Source organism: Salmonella sp. JXY0409-18 (assembly GCF_020268625.1).
Lineage (GTDB): Bacteria > Pseudomonadota > Gammaproteobacteria > Enterobacterales > Enterobacteriaceae > Salmonella > Salmonella enterica.
In genome coordinates, this window is the sequence record NZ_CP084216.1 from 1022743 (window position 1) to 1044286 (window position 21544).

Genomic DNA, 21544 nt, shown 5'->3' on the forward strand with positions numbered 1-21544 from the left:
ATGTCTGAAGAAAAATTAGGTCAACAATACCTTGCGGCGCTGCACCAGGCGTTTCCGGGCGTCGTGCTGGACGAAGCCTGGCAGACCAAAGATCAGCTGACTATTACGGTAAAAGTGAACTATCTGCCGGAAGTGGTGGAGTTTCTTTACTACCAGCAGGGTGGGTGGCTGTCGGTGCTGTTCGGTAATGACGAACGCCAGTTGTGCGGCCACTATGCCGTTTATTACGTGCTGTCGATGGAGCAGGGCACGAAGTGCTGGATTACCGTCCGCGTTGAAGTGGATGCCAATAAGCTGGAATTCCCATCCGTTACGCCGCGCGTGCCGGCTGCCGTGTGGGGTGAGCGCGAAGTACGCGACATGTACGGTTTAATCCCGGTCGGTCTGCCGGACGAGCGCCGTCTGGTGCTGCCGGACGACTGGCCGGACGAGCTGTATCCGCTACGTAAAGACAGCATGGATTATCGTCAGCGCCCGGCGCCGACCACCGATGCGGAAACCTACGAGTTCATTAACGAGCTGGGTGACAAGAAAAATAACGTGGTGCCGATTGGCCCGCTGCATGTCACTTCCGATGAGCCGGGCCACTTCCGTCTGTTCGTCGATGGCGAAAACATTATCGACGCCGACTACCGCCTGTTCTATGTCCACCGCGGCATGGAAAAACTGGCGGAAACCCGTATGGGTTATAACGAAGTGACGTTCCTGTCGGATCGCGTGTGTGGTATCTGCGGCTTCGCGCACAGCACCGCCTACACCACTTCCGTGGAAAACGCGATGGGCATTCAGGTGCCGGAACGTGCGCAAATGATCCGCGCTATTCTGCTGGAAGTGGAACGTCTGCACTCGCATCTGCTCAACCTCGGCCTGGCCTGCCACTTTACCGGCTTTGACTCCGGCTTTATGCAGTTCTTCCGCGTGCGTGAAACCTCCATGAAGATGGCGGAAATACTGACCGGGGCGCGCAAAACTTACGGTCTGAACCTGATCGGCGGGATTCGCCGCGATCTGCTGAAAGAAGACATGATCCAGACCCGTCAACTGGCGCAGCAGATGCGTCGTGACGTGCAGGAGCTGGTGGACATGCTGCTGAGCACGCCGAATATGGAACAGCGTACCGTGGGTATCGGCCGTCTGGACCCGGAAATTGCCCGTGACTTCAGTAATGTCGGCCCGATGGTGCGCGCCAGCGGTCACGCCCGCGACACCCGCGCCGACCACCCGTTTGTCGGTTACGGTCTGCTGCCGATGGAAGTACATAGCGAGCAGGGCTGCGATGTGATTTCTCGTCTGAAAGTCCGTATCAACGAAGTCTACACCTCGCTGAATATGATCGATTTCGGTCTGGATAATCTGCCGGGCGGCCCGCTGATGGTGGAAGGCTTTACCTATATTCCGCACCGTTTTGCGCTCGGCTTCGCTGAAGCGCCGCGTGGTGACGATATCCACTGGAGCATGACCGGCGACAACCAGAAGCTGTACCGCTGGCGCTGCCGTGCGGCGACCTACGCCAACTGGCCGACGCTGCGCTATATGCTGCGCGGCAACACCGTCTCCGACGCGCCGCTGATTATCGGCAGCCTCGACCCGTGCTACTCCTGTACCGACCGGATGACCGTGGTCGATGTGCGTAAGAAGAAGAGCAAAGTCGTGCCGTACAAAGAACTTGAGCGCTACAGCATTGAGCGTAAAAACTCGCCGCTGAAATAAGGAATCGCCATGTTTACCTTTATCAAAAAAGTTATCAAAACCGGCACAGCGACCTCGTCTTATCCGCTGGAGCCGATTGCGGTTGATAAAAACTTCCGCGGCAAGCCGGAACATAATCCGCAGCAGTGCATCGGCTGCGCCGCCTGCGTTAATGCCTGCCCGTCGAACGCGCTGACGGTGGAAACCGATCTCGCGACCAATGAGCTGGCGTGGCAGTTCAATCTTGGCCGCTGCATCTTCTGCGGTCGCTGCGAAGAGGTGTGCCCGACGGCGGCGATTAAACTGTCGCAAGAGTACGAACTGGCAGTGTGGAAGAAAGAAGACTTCCTGCAACAGTCCCGCTTCGCGCTGTGCAACTGCCGCGTGTGCAATCGTCCTTTCGCGGTACAGAAAGAGATTGACTACGCCATTGCGCTGCTTGCGCACAACGGCGACAGCCGCGCGGAAAACCACCGCGAAAGCTTTGAGACCTGCCCGGACTGTAAGCGTCAGAAATGCCTGGTGCCGTCCGACCGTATTGAACTGACTCGCCATATGAAAGAGGTCAGCTAATGAGCAATTTATTAGGCCCGCGTGACGCCAACGGCATTCCGGTACCGATGACGGTGGATGAATCCATCGCCAGCATGAAGGCGTCTCTACTGAAAAATATTAAGCGTTCGGCATACGTTTACCGCGTGGACTGCGGCGGCTGTAACGGCTGTGAAATCGAAATCTTTGCGACGCTGTCGCCGCTGTTTGATGCCGAGCGTTTCGGCATCAAAGTGGTACCGTCGCCGCGTCATGCCGATATTCTGCTGTTTACCGGCGCGGTGACCCGCGCCATGCGCTCTCCGGCGCTGCGCGCCTGGCAGTCGGCGCCGGACCCGAAAATTTGTATCTCTTACGGCGCCTGCGGCAACAGCGGCGGCATCTTCCATGATCTGTACTGCGTATGGGGAGGTACGGATAAAATCGTCCCGGTAGATGTCTACATTCCGGGGTGCCCGCCAACGCCTGCCGCCACGCTGTATGGCTTTGCGATGGCGCTTGGCCTGCTGGAGCAGAAAATCCACGCCCGCGCGCCGGGTGAGCTGGACGATCAGCCCGCAGAGATCCTGCATCCGGATATGGTGCAGCCGCTGCGCGTGAAGGTGGATCGCGCGGCGCGCCGGCTGGCGGGTTATCGCTATGGTCGTCAGATCGCTGATGATTACCTGACACAGTTGGGGCAGGGCGAGCAGCAAGTGGCGCGTTGGCTGGAAGCGGAAAACGATCCGCGTTTAACCGAAATTGTCACCCATCTCAATCATGTTGTTGAAGAGGCGCGTATCCGATGAGCGAACAGGTGGTGTTCAGTCAACTGAGCCGTAAGTTTATTGATGAGAACGATGCGACGCCTGCCGAGGCGCAGCAGGTTGTCTATTACAGCCTGGCGATTGGTCACCACCTGGGGGTTATCGATTGTCTGGAGGCCGCGCTCACCTGCCCATGGGATGAGTATCTGGCGTGGATCGCCACCCTGGAAGCCGGTAGTGATGCCCGGCGTAAAATGGAAGGCGTGCCGAAGTATGGCGAGATCGTCATCGATTTCAACCATGTGCAAATGCTGGCGCGCGCGTTTGATGAGGCGCGTGCCGCGCAGACCCCGCAGCAGCAAGAATGGAGCAAACTGATGCTCAGTATGCTGCATGACATTCATCAGGAAAGCGCCATCTACCTGATGGTGAGGAGGCTTCGTGACTGACGTTTTACTCTGTGTCGGCAACAGCATGATGGGCGACGACGGAGCAGGCCCGCTACTGGCGGAAATGTGCGCGGCGCAGCCGAAGGGCAACTGGGTTGTCATCGACGGCGGCAGCGCGCCGGAAAACGACATTGTGGCGATTCGCGAACTGCGCCCGCAGCGTCTGTTGATTGTCGACGCCACCGACATGGGGCTTAATCCGGGCGAGATCCGCATTATCGATCCGGATGATATCGCCGAAATGTTTATGATGACCACCCACAATATGCCGCTGAACTACCTGGTCGATCAGCTGAAAGAGGATGTCGGCGAGGTGATTTTTCTTGGTATCCAGCCGGATATCGTCGGGTTTTATTATCCGATGACTCAACCGATTAAGGACGCGGTAAACACTGTCTATCAGCGCCTGGAAGGATGGCAGGGAAACGGCGGATTTGCCGCGCTGGAAGCGCCGGAGGCGTAAAATGCGCACATATTTAGGGATAATTTGTGTTACCCGGCAAAGGTTGTAAGAAGGACGTGAAGATTATCGTATGGAGCGGACTGCTATTTCTCTGCCTCGCCGTGCGCGCGCTGGCCACCGATTTTGTCGGTTACCTGCCGATGAGCGACGGTGAATATGCGCAAAAGCGTGCGCTGAAGCCGCTGTTGACCCTGCCTTATTCTGTATCGCCCGACCAGACTTGGCATTTTCGCCAGGTCGGAGTCAGTGGCGTGACGCTACTGCCGGAGCCGAAAAAAGATAACGAATGGCGGATTAGCGGAAAAGACAGAGCCGGTAATTCGTGGGTTGTCCCGGTGGGAAGGCTGATTAATTTGGCGGGTAATGCGCAATTTTATCGCGCTGACCTCGATCGTAACGGCATTCAGGATCTGGTTATCTGGTTGGGCAATCCTGGGTTGGGCCTGGCGCCGAGCGCGCAATACATCATTTTCACCTTTCTCAATAATGGCCGCCCCTGCGTCTTTGAACCGTGGGGGTTTTATACCGCCACCGATACTGGCGTCGATGATTTGCTTGATTTACAGGGCAATGGTCGCACGCAACTGTTGGATATGCAGTTTGACTCAGGCTACTGGATAACCAATTTATATCAGGTGAAGGACGCCCGCTGGCAGCGCGTACACGGCTGGTTTGGCCGGTTGAGTTATCCGGCGCTGACCCGCTTTAATCACTATCCTGGCCGTAAATTAATTATCAAACCTATTGCCGGAAGGAATCCGCAAACGGACGATCTTTCCCTTACGCAGCGCTGTTTAATACGCGGTAACGTATTGCCGGGCGTTAATCAGGATTGATGCCAGTTTCGGTGCAGAATCGGATGGCTATCACTGTAAATCTTGACCACCACTGGCGACATTACGTGTCATCGACACTTGTGACGATGACACGTAAATGCTCACGAAAATAGAAATAATATTCTTAAATAACAATGAAATAAAAATTGGCACGATTCGTGTATATATCGGCACATCATCTGTTATTGCTGGAGAATTTGATGAACCGTTTCATCATTGCAGACGCGAGTAAGTGCATTGGTTGCCGTACCTGTGAAGTGGCTTGCGTCGTATCCCATCAGGAAAATCAGGATTGCGCATCGCTGACCCCTGAAACCTTTTTACCTCGTATCCATGTCATCAAAGGCGTGAACGTTTCCACGGCAACGCTGTGTCGCCAGTGTGAAGACGCGCCGTGCGCCAACGTTTGCCCGAATGGCGCCATCAGCCGTGACAAAGGCTTTGTTCATGTGATGCAGGAACGCTGCATTGGCTGTAAAACTTGCGTAGTGGCATGTCCTTACGGCGCCATGGACGTGGTGGTACGTCCGGTGGTTCGCAATAGCGGCGCGGGGCTGAACGTGCGTGCCGAAAAAGCCGAAGCCAACAAGTGCGATCTATGTCACCACCGTGAAGCTGGTCCAGCCTGTATGGCCGCTTGCCCAACGCACGCCCTCATCTGCGTTGACCGCAATAAGCTTGAACAGCTGAGCGCGGAAAAACGCCGTCGTGCGGCGCTGGATTCAACGGCATCGCTGCTTTTCTGATTTCTGCGATTGCGCGTAGAATACGCCACAAAGCATTGCCGGATGGCGGTATCAATGCCTTATCCGGTCTACGGTCCGTGCGGTTGTAGGCCTGATAAGCGTCGCGCCATCAGGCATCCGGGTTCGATGATGGCGGGAAAATAAGATGGCGATAGACACACCTTCCGGCGTACAGCTACGCATTCGGGGCAAAGTACAGGGCGTCGGTTTTCGTCCTTTTGTCTGGCAGCTGGCGCAGCAGTTGCGATTACACGGCGACGTGTGTAATGACGGCGACGGCGTCGTCGTTCGGCTGCTGGAAGAGCCGTCGCAATTTATTGCCGCGCTCTATCAGGATTGCCCGCCGCTGGCGCGCATTGACAGCGTTGAACACGCGTCGTTGATATGGGAGCGCGCACCGACGGATTTCGCTATTCGTCAGAGCGCAGGCGGTTCGATGAACACGCAAATCGTGCCGGATGCGGCGACCTGCCCGGCATGTCTTGCCGAGATGAATACCCCTGGCGAGCGGCGCTACCGTTATCCTTTCATCAATTGCACCCACTGCGGACCACGCTTCACCATTATTCGCGCTATGCCCTATGACCGGCCATTTACGGTGATGGCGGCGTTTCCCTTGTGTCCGGAATGCGACAGCGAATACCGCGATCCGTACGATCGCCGTTTTCATGCCCAGCCCGTTGCCTGTCCGTCATGCGGGCCGCATCTTGAGTGGCGGAGCCAACATGAACGAGCGGAAAAAGAGGCGGCTTTGCAGGCGGCGGTCGCCCAACTGAACGCTGGAGGCATTATTGCCGTTAAAGGGCTGGGTGGTTTTCATCTGGCCTGCGATGCGCGCAACGATAACGCAGTGGCGATGCTGCGGGCGCGTAAACATCGCCCGGCGAAACCATTGGCGGTGATGTTGCCCACGGCGCAAACGCTGCCGAGCGCGGCGCGTTCGCTGCTGACCACGCCAGCGGCCCCGATTGTACTGGTGGATAAGCAGTATGTACCTTCGCTGAGTGAGGGCATCGCGCCAGGGCTTACGGAGGTGGGCGTGATGCTGCCAGCCAACCCGTTGCAACATCTCTTGTTGCAGGCGCTCAATTACCCGCTGGTGATGACATCCGGCAACCTGAGCGGCAAACCGCCCGCCATCACCAACGAACAGGCGCTGGACGATTTACACGATATTGCCGATGGTTTTTTGTTGCACAATCGCGACATTGTTCAGCGCATGGACGACTCTGTCGTGCGCGACAGCGGCGAAATGCTGCGTCGTTCGCGGGGATACGTGCCGGACGCGATTGCGTTGCCGCCCGGATTTCGCGATGTGCCGCCGATACTTTGTCTGGGCGCGGATCTGAAAAACACGTTCTGTCTGGTACGCGGCGAACAGGCGGTTGTCAGCCAACATTTGGGCGATCTCAGCGATGACGGTATCCAGGCGCAGTGGCGCGAGGCATTGCGTTTGATCCAGTCAATCTACGATTTTACGCCAGAGCGTATCGTCTGTGATGCGCATCCGGGCTATGTTTCCAGTCAGTGGGCCAGTGAGATGCGTCTGCCGACAGAGACGGTGTTACACCATCATGCCCATGCGGCGGCTTGCCTGGCCGAGCATGGTTGGCCGCTGGACGGCGGAGAGGTGATTGCCCTGACGGTAGACGGTATCGGCATGGGTGAGAATGGCGCGCTATGGGGCGGAGAATGTTTGCGGGTCAATTATCGCGAATGCGAACATTTAGGTGGTTTACCCGCCGTGGCGCTGCCGGGAGGCGATCTGGCTGCCAAACAGCCGTGGCGTAATCTGTTAGCGCAGTGCCTGCGCTTTGTGCCGGACTGGCAGGATTACCCGGAGACAGCGGGGCTGCAACAGCAAAACTGGAGTGTCCTGGCGCGCGCCATTGAGCGCGGCGTCAATGCCCCGTTGGCCTCTTCCTGCGGGAGGTTGTTTGACGCGGTGGCTGCCGCGCTTCGCTGCGCGCCAGCATCGCTTAGCTATGAGGGCGAGGCCGCCTGCGCGCTGGAGGCGCTGGCCTCTCAATGCGCTAACGTTGAGCATCCGGTAACGATGCCGCTTAACGGCGCTCAACTGGACGTCGCTGTTTTCTGGCGGCAATGGTTGAACTGGCAGGCCACGCCCGCGCAACGCGCCTGGGCTTTTCATGATGCGCTGGCGTGCGGGTTTGCCACGCTAATGCGCCAGCAGGCTACGGCGCGGGGGATAACCACTCTGGTCTTCAGCGGCGGGGTGATACACAACCGCTTACTGCGCGCGCGTCTTGCCTTTTATCTTTCTGATTTTAAATTGTTATTTCCGCAGCGGTTACCAGCGGGCGACGGCGGGCTGTCGTTTGGACAGGGCGTGATTGCCGCAGCGCGAGCGTTAAGGGAAGTGTAGGGCGCCGGATGGCGGCTGCGCCTTATTCGGCCTGTAAATAGATGCTCACTCGTGGGCCGGATAAGACGCGAAGCGGCGCCATCCGGCATCACAGGCTTATACGGACAACGTTTTCAGTAGTGCAAAGGCCTCTTTCATGCGGTCTTCACTCACCACAAAGGCGCGTAGTTGGCCTTCTCCGCTCATGCCTTTGGCAATCATACCGTCAGATTCTGCGGTAATCTGCCAGCTTAAATCACGGCGCTGAGTTTCTCCCGCCAGATGCAGCGGCAGTTCCGGCGTTTTGACTTTGACCAGCATCGCCGGTAGCTTCAGCGGCGCGTTGCCGCCGAGCAGATTTTTCGCCAGGTACATCGCACTTAACTGGATCGGTTGCAGGAAGGGCAGCACCTGACCGTTGATCTCCGCGCAGTCGCCGATCGCATAAATATCCGGGTGACTGGTCTGTAGATAGCTATCCACGCAGACGCCGCGGTTGACGGCTACCCCGGCGCGGCGCGCCAGAGCGGTTTCCGGGCGTAAGCCGGTGGCGGCAATCACCGCATCGACCTCAATATTACGCTGGCTTACCAGCGTAGCGCGGATACCGGCTTCGGTTTTCTCCAGTTTTTGCAACTGCGATTTCAGCAGCAGATGCACCCCCATATCGGTCAGGTGATGCTGTAAGCGACTGCTCACTTCCGGTGGCATCAGTGAGGCGAGAAGGCTGGCGGCGTTATCCATCAACGTTACCGTTTTCCCGGCGCGGCAGAAATCCATCGCTAATTCACTGCCAATGAGACCGCCGCCGACAATCATCACTCGCTGCGCGTCGCGCAGTTGTGTCTCACAGGCGCGGTACTCCTGCTGGCTATTCAAAGTAAGCATTAACTCACGTCCTGTAATCGGCGGTACAAAGGCTGTCGCCCCGGTCGCCAGTACCAGCTTGTCGTACTGCCACTGCTTATCCTGACTTTTCACCACATGGGCATCGGCATCAATGTCAGCAACCCAGGTATGCGGGAACAGTCGCAGATTAAACTGTTCAGCAAATTCCCCCGCTAACTGGCGGGTGAGATCATCGGCGCGCTGCGACTGGCTGATAACGTGGCTGAGATCGGGCTTGTTGTACTCATCCATACTGTCCGCCGCAATCAGGGTTAACGGCACATGCGCATCTTGTTTACGGATATTTTTGACGAGCTGGCGGGCGGCGAAGCCCGATCCAATAATGATGATCCCCCGACTCATTTTGCCTCCGTCGCCAGTACGTCGAACACGTCTTTACCTAATGAACATTCCGGGCACAGGAAGTTATCTGGCACGTCGCTCCACGGCGTACCCGGCGCGACATCCTGCAACGGCTCGCCCAGCGCAGGGTCGTAAATCCACTGGCATACGCTGCATTGCATTTTAGGGCCGAGGTCTGCGGCGGCGCAGGTTGTGGTTTCTTCGGCTGGCGTGGTTTTCTGTGTGATTTCCGGCAGCGGAGCAAGCGCCCACTGACGCGCGATGTCGCGACCGTGCTGACGGCACAGCTCCAGCGCATCCAGATCCGGACGCCATTTTGCTTTCAGACTCAGGGACATTTCAAAACCGGCATCCTGTAAGCGCGTGGACAGTCGATCCACCGCGCCGCCGCTCCAGCCATGAGAACCGAAGGCGCTGGCGCGTTTGTTGCGAAAGCGCAGGCCGGTCATCTCTTCCACCAGACCAGCGATTTTCGGCATCATCACGTTGTTCATGGTAGAAGTGCCGACCAGCACGCCTTTCGAACGGAAGACATTGGTCAATATTTCATTTTTATCGCTGCGGGCGACGTTAAAGATTTTGACCGCCACGTTCGGGTCCACTTCATTGATACCCTGTGCGATGGCATCCGCCATCATGCGAGTATTGTTCGACATGGTATCGTAGAAAATAGTGATACGATCTTCCTGATAATCTGCCGCCCATTTCAGATACAGCTCCACGATTTGCGTTGGGTTGTCGCGCCATACCACGCCGTGTGAGGTCGCAATCATATCCACCGGCAGGTTGAAGCCGAGGATTTCGGTAATTTTTGGCGTTACCAGACGGCTGAACGGCGTCAGGATATTGGCGTAGTAGCGCTGGCATTGTTCAAACAGTTCAGTTTGGTCCACTTCATCATTGAACAGGCGCTCGTCGCAGTAGTGCTGACCAAAGGCGTCGTTGCTGAATAACACCGCGTCGCCGGTCATATAGGTCATCATGCTGTCCGGCCAGTGCAGCATCGGCGTTTCCACGAAGATCAACTGCTTGCCGTTGCCGATATCCAGCGTATCGCCGGTTTTCACCACCTTAAAATTCCATTCCGGGTGATGGTGATGGCCGTTGATAGAGTCAATGGCGTTGGCGGTACAGTAGATAGGCGTGTCCGGGATCTGCGCCATCAGTTCGGTCAGCGCGCCTGCATGGTCTTCTTCGGCATGGTTAATGATGATGTAGTCGATGTCCGCGAGGTCGATTTCACTGCGCAGATTTTGCACAAACTCACGGCTAAACTTATGATCGACGGTATCGATCAGCACATTCTTTTCTTCACGAATGAGATAGCTGTTATAGCTGCTGCCACGCAGCGTTTTGTATTCAGTGCCGTGAAAATCACGTACTTCCCAGTCGCGTTGGCCAACCCAATGAATATTATTTTTAACCAGAATAGACATAACCACCTCAATTCATTCAACGTTTACAAAAAGTTGTTTTGCTTATTGCAGGTAGTGTGCCAACTTTTCATATGATTGATTTATATGAATTTATATTGGTTTTTTATTTTTGGTGTAGTCAAAAAGACTATAAATGATGCTGTCAATATGACACTATAGGTTGTCAAAATGACAATGAGGTAACCATGAGTTTTTCCGTGGAGGTATTGGCGGGCATCGCCATTGAGTTACAACGCGGTATTGGGCATCAGGATCGTTTTCAGCGGCTGATTACTACGCTGCGTCAGGTGCTGGCGTGCGACGCCTCGGCGCTGTTGCGTTATGAATCACGACAATTTATTCCACTGGCGATTGATGGCCTGGCGCAGGACGTCCTCGGCAGACGTTTTACCCTGGAAGGGCATCCGCGCCTGGAAGCCATCGCCCGCGCGGGGGACGTGGTGCGTTTTCCGGCTGATAGCGATTTACCCGATCCGTATGACGGGTTAATTCCCGGGCAGGAAAGCCTGAAAGTCCACGCCTGTGTTGGTCTGCCGCTGTTTGCCGGACAGAACCTCATCGGTGCGCTGACCCTTGATGCTATGACGCCGGAGCAGTTCGAGGTATTTAGCGATGAAGAGCTACGGCTTGTCGCCGCGCTGGCCGCCGGGGCATTGAGTAATGCGCTGTTAATTGAACAACTGGAAAGCCAGAACATGCTGCCGGGGTCGTCAGGCGTGTTTGAACCGATAAAAGAGACGCACATGATCGGCCTGTCGCCGGCGATGACACAGTTGAAAAAAGAGATCGAGATTGTGGCGGGCTCCGATCTTAACGTGCTGATCGGCGGTGAAACGGGGACCGGTAAAGAGCTGGTGGCGAAAGCTATTCACCAGGGCTCCCCCAGAGCGGTCAATCCGCTGGTCTATCTCAACTGCGCCGCGCTGCCGGAAAGCGTGGCGGAGAGCGAGTTGTTTGGTCATGTAAAAGGGGCTTTTACCGGGGCTATCAGTAATCGTAGCGGTAAGTTCGAAATGGCGGACAACGGTACGCTGTTTCTGGATGAGATTGGCGAACTGTCGCTGGCGCTACAGGCCAAGCTACTTCGCGTGTTGCAGTATGGCGATATTCAGCGCGTCGGCGACGATCGTAGCCTGCGCGTGGATGTGCGGGTGTTGGCGGCGACCAACCGTGACCTGCGTGAAGAGGTGCTGGCGGGGCGTTTTCGCGCCGATCTGTTCCATCGCCTGAGCGTTTTCCCGCTCTTTGTGCCGCCGCTGCGCGAGCGCGGCGATGATGTGGTGCTGTTGGCGGGCTATTTTTGCGAGCAGTGCCGACTGCGGCTGGGGCTGTCCCGCGTGGTGCTGAGTCCCGGCGCGCGCCGCCATTTACTCAACTATGGCTGGCCGGGCAACGTCCGGGAACTGGAACATGCCATTCACCGTGCGGTTGTACTGGCGAGAGCGACCCGGGCAGGGGATGAGGTGATACTGGAGGCGCAGCATTTTGCCTTGTCAGAGGACGTTTTACCCGCGCCGCCTGCGGAAAGCTTTCTGGCGCTGCCGACCTGCCGCAATTTGCGCGAATCGACGGAGAACTTCCAGCGAGAGATGATTCGCCAGGCGCTGGCGCAAAATAATCATAACTGGGCGGCCAGCGCGCGGGCGCTGGAAACCGACGTCGCCAACCTGCATCGGCTGGCGAAGCGTCTGGGACTGAAGGATTAGATAATCCCCGCCTGGTAGAAATCCTGTAGGTTAATGGCGCCGGTGAGTTTGCCGTTTTCATCGACCACTGGCGCGGCGGTAATTTTGCGCTTCATCAGGAGCTCTTTGGCGTCAATGGCGCGGCTTTGCGCCTGGAGCGTAATACCGTTGGGCGTCATGGCTTCGCTTACCGGCGTGGTGAGCGCGCCGCCGCCCACCAGCCAGCGACGCAGGTCGCCGTCGGTAAAGACGCCTTTCACAACATGTTGCTCATCGCAAACCGCCACCAGCCCCAGCCCGGTACGGCTAAGTTCCAGCATGGCATCCATCACGCTGGTGGCAAGCATCACCTGCGGTATTGCATCGCCCTGGCGCATCAGGTGATGCACATTATTGAGCAAACGCGCGCCCAGTGCGCCAGCCGGATGCGAACGGGCGAAATCTTCTTCGTTAAAACCGCGCGCCTGCATGACCGCCATCGCCAGCGCATCGCCCATCATCAGCGTATTGACGGTACTGGATGTCGGCGCCAGATGCATCGGACAGGCTTCACGCTCGACGGAAATATCCAGAACGGCTTTTGCCGCTCGCCCCAGCGGAGAGTGAGGTTTACCGGTCATCGCCAGCAGCGCGACGGATTTATCTTCCAGACGCGGGATGATGAGGTCGAGTTCTTTTGCGCCGCCGGAATAGGAGATAAATAACATCACGTCGCGGCTTTCAATCATCCCCAGATCGCCATGCAGTGCTTCCGCCGGATGAACAAAAAAAGCGGGAGTACCGGTACTGGCAAGCGTCGCGGCGATTTTTTTACCAATATGACCTGATTTACCAATACCGGAAACGATCACTTTGCCTTCACAGTGAATAATGATATTGGCGGCGCGGACAAAATCATCGCCCAGACGCTCCGGCAGACGGCTGGCTTCTTGTAGCTCCAGCATTAAGGTCTGACGGCCCGCGTTTAGTAGTGCATCACTCATTGCTTTCTCCGGTTATGATTACTTCAATCCCTTTTGCTTCCAGCGCCTGACGAAATGCCGGATCGATCCCCGCGTCCGTGATCAGTTTGTCGACGGTTTCCAGACTGCACACCACATTGGGGCTTTTACGACCAAATTTTGAGGAGTCCGCCATCAGAATCACCTCGCGTGCTGCATTGCACATTGCGTTACTGACGGTGTAAACCTCATTGAACGTGGTCACACCGACGTTCAGGTCAATACCGTCAGTTCCCATGAAAAGTTTATCAAAGCTGAATTGCTCAAAGGCGTTTTCCGCCAGTTGACCGTGAAACGACGCCGATTTTTTACGGAAGGTGCCGCCGGGCATCAGGATAGTTTGTTCGTTGTCCAGTTCCGATAGCGCGTTAACAATATGGAGGCTGTTGGTCATCACCGTGATGTTGCTAAAACGCGAAAGCAACGGCACCATCTGTAACACGGTACTTCCGGCGTCCAGAATAATGGAATCGCCATCATGGATATATTTCACAGCGGCTGCGGCTATCAGCGCTTTTTTGTGGGTGTTGATAAGCGTTTTGTGATCAATAGGCGGATCGGACTCTTCTTTATTCAACACCACGCCGCCATAGGTGCGGATGACGGTTCCGGCATTTTCCAGAATGACCAGATCTTTACGGATAGTGGTGCCTGTCGTGTCAAAGTACTGGGCCAGTTCTTCAACCGAGCATTTTCCCTGTTTTTGCAGGTGCTCCAGAATCGCGGCCTGACGCTGACGAGGTTTCATAGGCGTGATTACCCTGACTTATGTATTTACCCGTCATACTTCACGCTGCATGTGCGTTGGCTTTCCTCGCTCACCCCGGTCACGTACTGATGTACGCTCCTGGGATTCACTGCGTCGCCGCCTTCCTGCAACTCGAATTATTTAGGGTATTGGTTGCAAAATGATAATTTCGCAAGCTATACGCATTCACAACGAAATTACCCATGTTTCAGTTTAAGCGCCAATGATAGTGCATTCTGCGCGAGCGAATCATGGGGAAAGATCACATCAGGCTGTAATTCATGCAAATGTTTTCCTTGCATTGCGGCAATTTTAACCGGTCTGGCGAATACCGTAAGGCCTTTCATCAATAAAGTGTCCGTCACCCGCTGCTGTTCGTCCAGCGCCACGGCAACCACCACCCGGGGCTTAAAACGCCCGCCGGAGCGTCCGACGCCGACCCGTCCCTGTTGGCTAAGTTTATCGAAAGCCCGATTAAAGCGGGAAATCTGCCAGCCGCCCAGCGCCAGTTGCGCACACCAGGCGATAACAGCGACGGTAATCAGAGTGGAAACCATAATGTGCTCCTGTTGTTTTGCCTGATGGCGGCGTAACCGTCTTATCCGGCCTACGGCGCCATCCGGCAATTCACGGTCAGAACATCACTTGACCGCCGGTTACGTTGATCGACTGCCCGGTGCAATAAGACGCTTTCGGGCTGGCATAAAATAGCAGCATGTTCAGCACATCCTGATAATCACACCCGCGTTTGAGCGGTACCTTATCAATGTAATACTGCTCCACCTCGTCGGGCTTAATGCCCAGTTTAGTAGCGTATTGCGGCAGCAGTGACTGGAACATTGGCGATTTCAACAGGTTGCCGAGCATCAACGAGTGTACGGTAATGCCGTATTCCGCCAGATCCAGCGCCAGAGACTGGGTTAACCCCACGCCGCCGAATTTCGCCGCGCTGTAGCCGGAGTTGTGTTTACTGCCCACTTTGCCGGATTTAGAGTTAATCTGAATAATGCGCCCCTGAATGCCGTCGCGGATCATCAGGCGGGAAAACTCACGGGCGCAGAGGAAATAGCCCACCAGATTCACCTGTAGCGAGCGGTCAAAATCGCCCAGCTGGAAATCGCTGATAAACGCCGCTTTGGCGATACCCGCGCTGTAAACCAGCAGATCGACGCGCCCGAAAATCTCGTCTACGCCGCGGGACAGCGCCAGCACGCTCTGCTCGCTGGTAGCGTCAGCGCCAAAACCGTACGCCATACCTTCGCCAAAATCGGCGTTAATTTCCTGGGCGACATTCGCGGCTTTATCGCTTTGAATATCAACGACCGCCACGCGGTATCCTTCTTCTGCAAGCCCACGGCAAAGGAATGCCCCCAGGGTCTGGCCTCCGCCAATGACAACGGCAACTTGATTCATGTTTTTTCTCCTTAAGCGACAAACGTCAAAATACAGCCCGGCGCGATATCGTCCGGTACAGGCCCCGCAACGTGTACGGTGCCGGGAAATTCCGCTTCACGCAGACCATCGAAGCGCAAAGTGATATGCCCCAGTTCACGCAGGTTTTGCTCGGCTACGCTGCCGACCGCCGTGACCGGATAGCAATGTTGGCCCAATTCACACCGCGCGCCAGGCTGCAGCGCGCCGGTCAGTTCGCCATGACAATGGATGAAGCAAAATTCTTCGATATCCGCCGGCGCGCCTTCCCGAAACGTAATCAGCATCTGTTCGCCGAGCGCCTCCTTCGCGCTCTGGCCGATACGGGTGATGGTGGTTTGATAAATCACGCTCATGTCTGAACCTCTTATTGATAGATAAAGCCGGAAACAAACCAGGCGATAAGTACCGTGGGCGCGCCAGTCAGGAAGCGTCCGACCAGCACGGAAGGTACGCCGACGCGAACGGTGTCTTGTTTCGCTTCCGCCAGTGACAGGCCGACCGGGATAAAGTCGCAGGCCGCCTGCGCGTTAATCGCGAACAGGGCGGGAAGCGCCAGATGCGGGGGGATATTGCCCAGGCCTATCTGAACGCCGATCAGGACGCCAATGACCTGAGCGATAACCGCGCCAGGGCCGAGAAAGGGCGACAGCAGCGGGAAAGAGCAGATCAATGCCAGCGTCACCAGCCCCAGTGGATGGCTGGCTAATGGCGCCAGGCCGTGGGCGATCCAGTCGCCAAGACCTGAGGCCATAATGATGCCGATCAGCGCCGAAACGAACGCCATAAACGGCAGGATTGTTTTCAGAACCGTATCAATGGTGTCGCGACCGGACTGGAACAGTACCGCCACGGCGGAGCCCATTCCCATACCAACTTTTGCCAGCAGCCCGTCGCTCTGCTCGGTGATTTTTTTGCTGGTGTCGTAGTCACGTCCTAATGTCGTTTTGGCAGGCTGGGGACTGGCAGGCGTTTCGCCGACAAGAGTAATGTTTTCTTCTTTTACGCCGGAGACATAAATATCCTCAACAATATACTGCGCCAGTGGGCCGGACTTACCCGTCGAGTGAATATTAATGGTTGGAATCCGGCGTTTCGGATAGATACCGCAGCGCAGCGTACCGCCACAGTCGATAATGGCCGCGCCGATCTCCGCTTCCGGCGGTTCGCCTTCTTTAAAGCCGTCCACCGCTTGCCAGCCTGTTAGTTGCGCCAGTTTGTCGACGATCGCCGGGCGCGTACCGGCTGTGATATAGACGATCTTTTTGCCTAGCGTAACGTCCAGTTCAAGCGGGCCGCCCCAGCCGCCGGCGCCTTTCTCAATACGAACCCGTGTCATGATACCGCTCCTGTCAGATGAACTTTCTGCTCAAGTTGAATCCCCATTTTTTTCTCAAAAATAGCGGTGGTGAGATCGGTTACCCAACCGCGGAAGAAGTTCGTCACCAGACCTACCAGCAGATAGCTCACTGCGAGCGGGCCGAGAGGAAGCCCTAACGTGGTGAGTCCGCTGGCGATACCCAGATAAACAAACAGTTCGCCGGGATTGATATGCGGAAACAGACCGTTCATGGAGTGACAGCTATAGGAGGCCGCCGCGTAATAGCTCGGCTTGTACTTCTCCGGCATAAAGCGTCCCAGACTCAGGGTCATCGGATTACAAAAAACAAATGTCCCGATACACGGTAAAAGCAGGTAACGAGATAGCGGATTTCCGGCGCAACGTTGGGCAAAACGCTCAATACGCTGCTGGCCGATAAAATTGATGAGCGCATTCATGATAACCAGCAGGCTTATCAGTAGCGGAAGAATACCTGTCACCATACCGGTAAACACCTCTCCGCCTTTCTGGAATAACCCGATGAACCACTCCGCACCATGTGTAATGGTTTCGATCATTGTTCTCTCCTGTAGGGTTTTTAGTTTTCTTGCTAATTTCCTATTCATTTTAATCATGTTGAAAGATTCAAAAGTGTTATTGTGATCTCAAAATAAAAGAAAAATATTTTAAGTTGAAAGTTTGTGGGGTAGGGGAGCAGATACAAACTGAAAAGAGGAGAAAGGTGATTTATTCTCTTGTGCCGCTTCCTTGTGCGGCGGGGGATGCTTTACCATACTTCTTCCTGGCTGAATTTGTTTAATGGATGTCTCATGTTCAAGCGTCGTTATGTAGCGTTACTTCCACTTTGCGTATTGCTTGCTGCCTGTAGCAGCAAGCCAAAATCTTCCGAGACTCAAGCGACGACGGGCACGCCTTCCGGCGGCTTCCTGCTTGAGCCGCAGCATAACGTCATGCAAATGGGCGGCGACTTCGCCAACAACCCTAATGCGCAGCAGTTCATTGATAAAATGGTCAGTAAACACGGTTTCGACCGTCAGCAACTGCAGGAGATCCTCTCGCAGTCTAAAAGACTGGATTACGTCCTGCGTCTGATGGACAGACAAGCGCCGACCACTCAGCCGCCCGCTGGACCAAATGGCGCCTGGTTGCGCTACCGCAAACAATTTATTACGCCGGATAACGTGCAAAACGGCGTCGCGTTCTGGAATCAGTATGAAGACGCGCTGAACCGCGCCTGGCAGGTATACGGCGTACCGCCGGAAATCATCGTGGGGATTATCGGCGTGGAAACCCGCTGGGGACGTATCATGGGGAAAACGCGGATTCTGGACGCGCTGGCGACGCTGTCATTTAACTATCCGCGTCGGGCGGAATATTTCTCCGGCGAGCTGGAAACCTTCCTGCTCATGGCGCGCGATGAGCAAGACGATCCGCTCAATCTGAAAGGTTCCTTTGCGGGCGCGATGGGCTACGGCCAGTTTATGCCATCTTCCTATAAAGAATATGCGGTCGATTTCAATGGCGACAATCACATCAACCTTTGGGACCCGGTTGATGCCATCGGCAGCGTGGCGAACTACTTCAAGGCGCATGGTTGGGTGAAAGGCGATACGGTTGCGGTGCCGGCGAATGGTCAGGCGCCTGGGCTGGCGAATGGTTTCAAAACAAAATATAGCCTCTCTCAGCTTGCCGCCGCAGGCTTAACGCCGCAGCAATCGTTGGGCAATCATCAGGAAGCCAGCCTGCTGCGTCTGGATATCGGTACGGGCTACCAGTACTGGTACGGCTTGCCGAACTTCTACACCATTACCCGATATAACCACAGCACGCATTATGCGATGGCGGTTTGGCAGCTGGGCCAGGCGGTAGCGCTGGCGCGGGTGCGCTAATTTACGCTTAGGGAGGGGAGCACCCCCTCCGCTATTATTATGGCTTTTGGGGCTGATTCTCTGCCTGCAAATGGGATATCTTCTTTGATAGTGCCAGACTATATCCCAGACATCCCAGGCCTAAGATAATTTGACCGCCATCATACGGTTCAAAATAGCCTGACGACAATATATTCAGTACTCCCATGACAAGTGAACAGACGCCGCCAATTGTGGCCCACAGCCGTAGTTGGGTGGTTTGTTTTAGTTTGTGCTGTGTGCTTTCCGTTTTTTTGAGTGACATCCTTGCTTTCTCTCCGTGCGTGTAAATTTAGCGACATGGTACTGCTATTTAGTCATGTGTTACCTCTTTCATTCTGCATAAATAACCTGCTGGCATTTTTTCGGAATCCGACTCGTAAAATCGACTGCTCGTCCCCATCTCTGGTGAGAAAGTGCTATCTTGTGCGGCAAGATTTCTAACTGACAGAGGTCATGATGACTGACAGTGAACTGATGCGGCTTAGCGAGCAGGTCGGGCTGGCGTTAAAAGCGCGCGGGGCGACCGTAACGACAGCAGAGTCCTGTACCGGCGGCTGGCTGGCGAAAGCCATTACCGACATCGCCGGAAGCTCCGCCTGGTTTGAACGCGGCTTTGTCACCTATAGTAATGAAGCCAAAGCGCAGATGATTGGCGTGCGTGAAGAGACTCTGGCGCAGCATGGCGCGGTCAGCGAACCCGTAGTGGTCGAAATGGCGATCGGGGCGTTGAAGGCCGCTCGCGCCGATTTTGCTGTCGCTATTAGCGGAATTGCCGGGCCGGATGGCGGCAGTGAAGAAAAGCCGGTTGGTACGGTGTGGTTTGCTTTCGCCAGCGTCAGTGGAGAAGGGATTACGCGTCGGGAATGCTTCAGCGGCGACCGTGAATCGGTGCGTCGACAGGCGACGACGTACGCGCTACAAACCCTGTGGCAACAATTTCTACAAAACACTTGATACTGTATGAGCATACAGTATAATTGCTTCAACAGTACGAATTCACTATCCGGTTCAATACCAAGTTGCATGACAGGAGTAATAATGGCTATCGACGAAAACAAACAGAAAGCGTTGGCGGCAGCACTGGGCCAAATTGAAAAGCAATTTGGTAAAGGCTCCATCATGCGTCTGGGTGAAGACCGTTCTATGGATGTGGAAACTATCTCCACCGGTTCGCTTTCACTGGATATCGCACTCGGTGCGGGCGGTCTGCCGATGGGGCGTATCGTCGAAATTTACGGGCCGGAATCTTCCGGTAAAACGACCCTGACGCTACAGGTGATTGCCGCTGCGCAGCGTGAAGGTAAAACCTGTGCGTTTATCGATGCGGAACACGCGCTTGACCCTGTTTACGCACGCAAGCTGGGCGTCGATATCGATAACCTGCTCTGTTCTCAGCCGGATACCGGCGAGCAGGCGCTGGAAATCTGTGACGCGCTGGCGCGTTCAGGCGCGGTGGACGTCATTGTGGTCGACTCCGTAGCGGCGCTAACGCCGAAAGCGGAAATCGAAGGCGAAATTGGCGACTCTCACATGGGCCTCGCGGCGCGTATGATGAGCCAGGCGATGCGTAAGCTGGCGGGGAACCTGAAACAGTCCAACACGCTGTTGATTTTCATCAACCAGATCCGTATGAAGATTGGCGTGATGTTCGGCAACCCGGAAACCACCACCGGCGGTAACGCTCTGAAATTCTACGCCTCTGTTCGTCTTGATATCCGTCGTATTGGCGCGGTGAAAGAGGGCGATAATGTCGTGGGTAGCGAAACGCGTGTGAAAGTGGTGAAAAACAAAATCGCCGCGCCGTTTAAGCAGGCCGAGTTCCAGATCCTCTACGGCGAAGGCATCAACTTCTATGGCGAACTGGTTGATCTGGGCGTGAAAGAGAAGCTGATCGAGAAAGCGGGCGCATGGTACAGCTACAACGGCGAGAAGATTGGCCAGGGCAAAGCGAACGCGACTACCTGGCTGAAAGAGAACCCGGCGACAGCGAAAGAGATCGAGAAAAGGGTTCGTGAATTACTGTTGAGTAATCAGAATGCCACGCCCGATTTCGCCGTTGACGATAGCGAAGGCGTTGCAGAAACCAACGAAGATTTTTAATCATCAGGTGATGGTGGGTCGGACAAAACGAAGCCGCCATTCAGCAAAACGTTAAATTACCATCAAGGGCTGCATTTATGCGGCCCTTTTGGCATTTCTCCCTGTTAAGGTTTTTTATGAGTGAACCCACATCGCGCCGTCCCGCTTATGCTCGTCTCCTTGATCGTGCGGTACGTATTCTTGCTGTCCGCGATCACAGCGAGCAGGAATTACGGCGTAAACTCTCCGCGCCGGTGATGGGCAAAAATGGGCCGGAAGAGATTGATGCGACGGCAGACGATTATGAACGCGTGATCGCCTGGTGCCACGAACATCACTATCTTGATGACGAGCGCTTCGTGATGCGCTTTATCGCCAGTCGTAGCCGCAAAGGCTATGGCCCGGCGCGTATTCGCCAGGAGTTGAATCAGAAAGGCATTTCCCGTGAATCGACTGAAAAAGCAATGCGAGAATGTGAAATTGACTGGAGTGAAATGGCACGTGAACAGGCCATTCGCAAATATGGCGAGCCGCTCCCTTCAAACTTTTCAGAAAAGGTTAAGGTACAGCGCTTTTTGCTCTATCGCGGGTATCTGATGGACGATATCCAGCAAATATGGCGAAATTTTGCAGATTGAGCGCATACGGGATTTTACTTCCCGGTAAAGAAAACTTATCTTATTCCCACTTTTTCCGTCTGGACGCGGGTTGCTTAACGGCGAACAGCGTCTGCGACGAATATTCCTTAAATACACAAAATCATTCAAGCCGCATCAAAGCGGCAAGTGAGCCTCGGGAACGCGTGACCGGGAAAC

23 protein-coding genes are annotated in these 21544 nt (G+C 55.3%); 13 read left to right on the forward strand and 10 right to left on the reverse strand.

The window, feature by feature from the left end; genetic code table 11:
• The 8 genes from hycE to hypF all read left to right on the forward strand — a co-directional run bounded on the left by hycE (position 1) and on the right by hypF (position 7867).
• Complete coding sequence (gene hycE, locus LDB27_RS04925; RefSeq protein WP_001288155.1) at positions 1–1710, forward strand: formate hydrogenlyase subunit HycE; 1710 nt, start codon at positions 1–3, stop codon at positions 1708–1710.
• Positions 1711–1719: 9 nt separating this feature from the next.
• The gene (gene hycF, locus LDB27_RS04930) at positions 1720–2262 is read left to right on the forward strand and encodes a formate hydrogenlyase subunit HycF (RefSeq protein WP_000493767.1); all 543 of its coding nucleotides are present in this window, start codon (positions 1720–1722) and stop codon (positions 2260–2262) included.
• On the forward strand, positions 2262–3029 hold the full coding sequence (gene hycG / locus LDB27_RS04935; protein ID WP_000067419.1) for a formate hydrogenlyase subunit HycG: 768 nt from the start codon (positions 2262–2264) through the stop codon (positions 3027–3029). Before hycF ends, hycG begins: the two co-directional genes overlap by 1 nt.
• Complete coding sequence (locus tag LDB27_RS04940; protein ID WP_000003725.1) at positions 3026–3436, forward strand: formate hydrogenlyase maturation HycH family protein; 411 nt, start codon at positions 3026–3028, stop codon at positions 3434–3436. The genes hycG and LDB27_RS04940 overlap by 4 nt, the downstream gene beginning before the upstream one ends.
• Entirely contained in the window at positions 3429–3899 is a 471-nt protein-coding gene (hycI, locus tag LDB27_RS04945; RefSeq protein WP_000132985.1) for a hydrogenase maturation peptidase HycI, read from the forward strand. Before LDB27_RS04940 ends, hycI begins: the two co-directional genes overlap by 8 nt.
• Positions 3900–3925: 26 nt before the next feature.
• The gene (locus LDB27_RS04950; protein WP_000936697.1) at positions 3926–4735 is read left to right on the forward strand and encodes a hypothetical protein; all 810 of its coding nucleotides are present in this window, start codon (positions 3926–3928) and stop codon (positions 4733–4735) included.
• 200 nt (positions 4736–4935) lie between these two features.
• Positions 4936–5481, forward strand: coding sequence for an electron transport protein HydN (gene hydN / locus LDB27_RS04955; RefSeq protein WP_001078787.1), 546 nt, complete (start codon positions 4936–4938; stop codon positions 5479–5481).
• Positions 5482–5626: 145 nt separating this feature from the next.
• Positions 5627–7867, forward strand: a complete 2241-nt coding sequence (gene hypF, locus LDB27_RS04960) for a carbamoyltransferase HypF (protein WP_000963426.1) — start codon at positions 5627–5629, stop codon at positions 7865–7867.
• A 96-nt stretch (positions 7868–7963) separates the two neighbouring features.
• Here hypF and norW read toward each other — a convergent pair whose 3' ends face one another.
• On the reverse strand, positions 7964–9097 hold the full coding sequence (norW, locus tag LDB27_RS04965; protein ID WP_000086343.1) for an NADH:flavorubredoxin reductase NorW: 1134 nt from the start codon (positions 9095–9097) through the stop codon (positions 7964–7966).
• On the reverse strand, positions 9094–10533 hold the full coding sequence (norV, locus tag LDB27_RS04970; protein ID WP_000026004.1) for an anaerobic nitric oxide reductase flavorubredoxin: 1440 nt from the start codon (positions 10531–10533) through the stop codon (positions 9094–9096). Before norV ends, norW begins: the two co-directional genes overlap by 4 nt.
• 185 nt (positions 10534–10718) lie before the next feature.
• Here norV and norR point away from each other — a divergent pair, with 185 nt between their 5' ends.
• Positions 10719–12239 carry a nitric oxide reductase transcriptional regulator NorR gene (gene norR / locus LDB27_RS04975; protein WP_000010814.1) on the forward strand — a complete coding sequence of 507 codons (1521 nt, stop codon included), beginning with the start codon at positions 10719–10721 and terminating at the stop codon, positions 12237–12239.
• On the opposite strand, the gene gutQ is transcribed toward norR, so the two are convergent.
• The 7 genes from gutQ to srlA form a co-directional block, all read right to left on the reverse strand.
• Positions 12236–13201 (reverse strand): arabinose-5-phosphate isomerase GutQ, encoded by a 966-nt coding sequence (gutQ, locus tag LDB27_RS04980; RefSeq protein WP_001278206.1) that lies wholly within the window; start codon positions 13199–13201, stop codon positions 12236–12238. The genes norR and gutQ overlap by 4 nt on opposite strands.
• Positions 13194–13967 (reverse strand): glucitol operon DNA-binding transcriptional repressor SrlR, encoded by a 774-nt coding sequence (gene srlR / locus LDB27_RS04985; RefSeq protein WP_000804536.1) that lies wholly within the window; start codon positions 13965–13967, stop codon positions 13194–13196. The genes gutQ and srlR overlap by 8 nt, the downstream gene beginning before the upstream one ends.
• 197 nt (positions 13968–14164) lie before the next feature.
• The gene (gutM, locus tag LDB27_RS04990; RefSeq protein ID WP_000255198.1) at positions 14165–14524 is read right to left on the reverse strand and encodes a transcriptional regulator GutM; all 360 of its coding nucleotides are present in this window, start codon (positions 14522–14524) and stop codon (positions 14165–14167) included.
• A gap of 76 nt (positions 14525–14600) precedes the next feature.
• Positions 14601–15380 carry a sorbitol-6-phosphate dehydrogenase gene (gene srlD / locus LDB27_RS04995; protein WP_001077372.1) on the reverse strand — a complete coding sequence of 260 codons (780 nt, stop codon included), beginning with the start codon at positions 15378–15380 and terminating at the stop codon, positions 14601–14603.
• An 11-nt stretch (positions 15381–15391) separates the two neighbouring features.
• Positions 15392–15754 (reverse strand): PTS glucitol/sorbitol transporter subunit IIA, encoded by a 363-nt coding sequence (gene srlB / locus LDB27_RS05000; protein WP_000111553.1) that lies wholly within the window; start codon positions 15752–15754, stop codon positions 15392–15394.
• Between the two features lie 11 nt (positions 15755–15765).
• Complete coding sequence (locus LDB27_RS05005) at positions 15766–16737, reverse strand: PTS glucitol/sorbitol transporter subunit IIB (protein WP_001527957.1); 972 nt, start codon at positions 16735–16737, stop codon at positions 15766–15768.
• A complete protein-coding gene (gene srlA / locus LDB27_RS05010) occupies positions 16734–17297 on the reverse strand; it encodes a PTS glucitol/sorbitol transporter subunit IIC (RefSeq protein ID WP_000573333.1) in 564 nt (187 codons plus the stop codon). Before srlA ends, LDB27_RS05005 begins: the two co-directional genes overlap by 4 nt.
• 252 nt (positions 17298–17549) lie before the next feature.
• Between srlA and mltB the strand changes: the two genes are divergently transcribed.
• Positions 17550–18629 carry a lytic murein transglycosylase B gene (mltB, locus tag LDB27_RS05015; protein ID WP_000476811.1) on the forward strand — a complete coding sequence of 360 codons (1080 nt, stop codon included), beginning with the start codon at positions 17550–17552 and terminating at the stop codon, positions 18627–18629.
• Between the two features lie 37 nt (positions 18630–18666).
• On the opposite strand, the gene LDB27_RS05020 is transcribed toward mltB, so the two are convergent.
• Positions 18667–18912 (reverse strand): hypothetical protein, encoded by a 246-nt coding sequence (locus LDB27_RS05020; protein WP_000053776.1) that lies wholly within the window; start codon positions 18910–18912, stop codon positions 18667–18669.
• Positions 18913–19106: 194 nt separating this feature from the next.
• Here LDB27_RS05020 and pncC point away from each other — a divergent pair, with 194 nt between their 5' ends.
• The 3 genes from pncC to recX all read left to right on the forward strand — a co-directional run bounded on the left by pncC (position 19107) and on the right by recX (position 21367).
• A complete protein-coding gene (pncC, locus tag LDB27_RS05025; RefSeq protein ID WP_000132239.1) occupies positions 19107–19604 on the forward strand; it encodes a nicotinamide-nucleotide amidase in 498 nt (165 codons plus the stop codon).
• Between the two features lie 84 nt (positions 19605–19688).
• Positions 19689–20750: a recombinase RecA gene (recA, locus tag LDB27_RS05030; protein ID WP_000963150.1), complete on the forward strand. Its 1062-nt coding sequence runs from the start codon at positions 19689–19691 to the stop codon at positions 20748–20750.
• Positions 20751–20866: 116 nt separating this feature from the next.
• The gene (gene recX / locus LDB27_RS05035) at positions 20867–21367 is read left to right on the forward strand and encodes a recombination regulator RecX (protein ID WP_001294862.1); all 501 of its coding nucleotides are present in this window, start codon (positions 20867–20869) and stop codon (positions 21365–21367) included.
• Positions 21368–21544 lie beyond the last annotated feature (177 nt).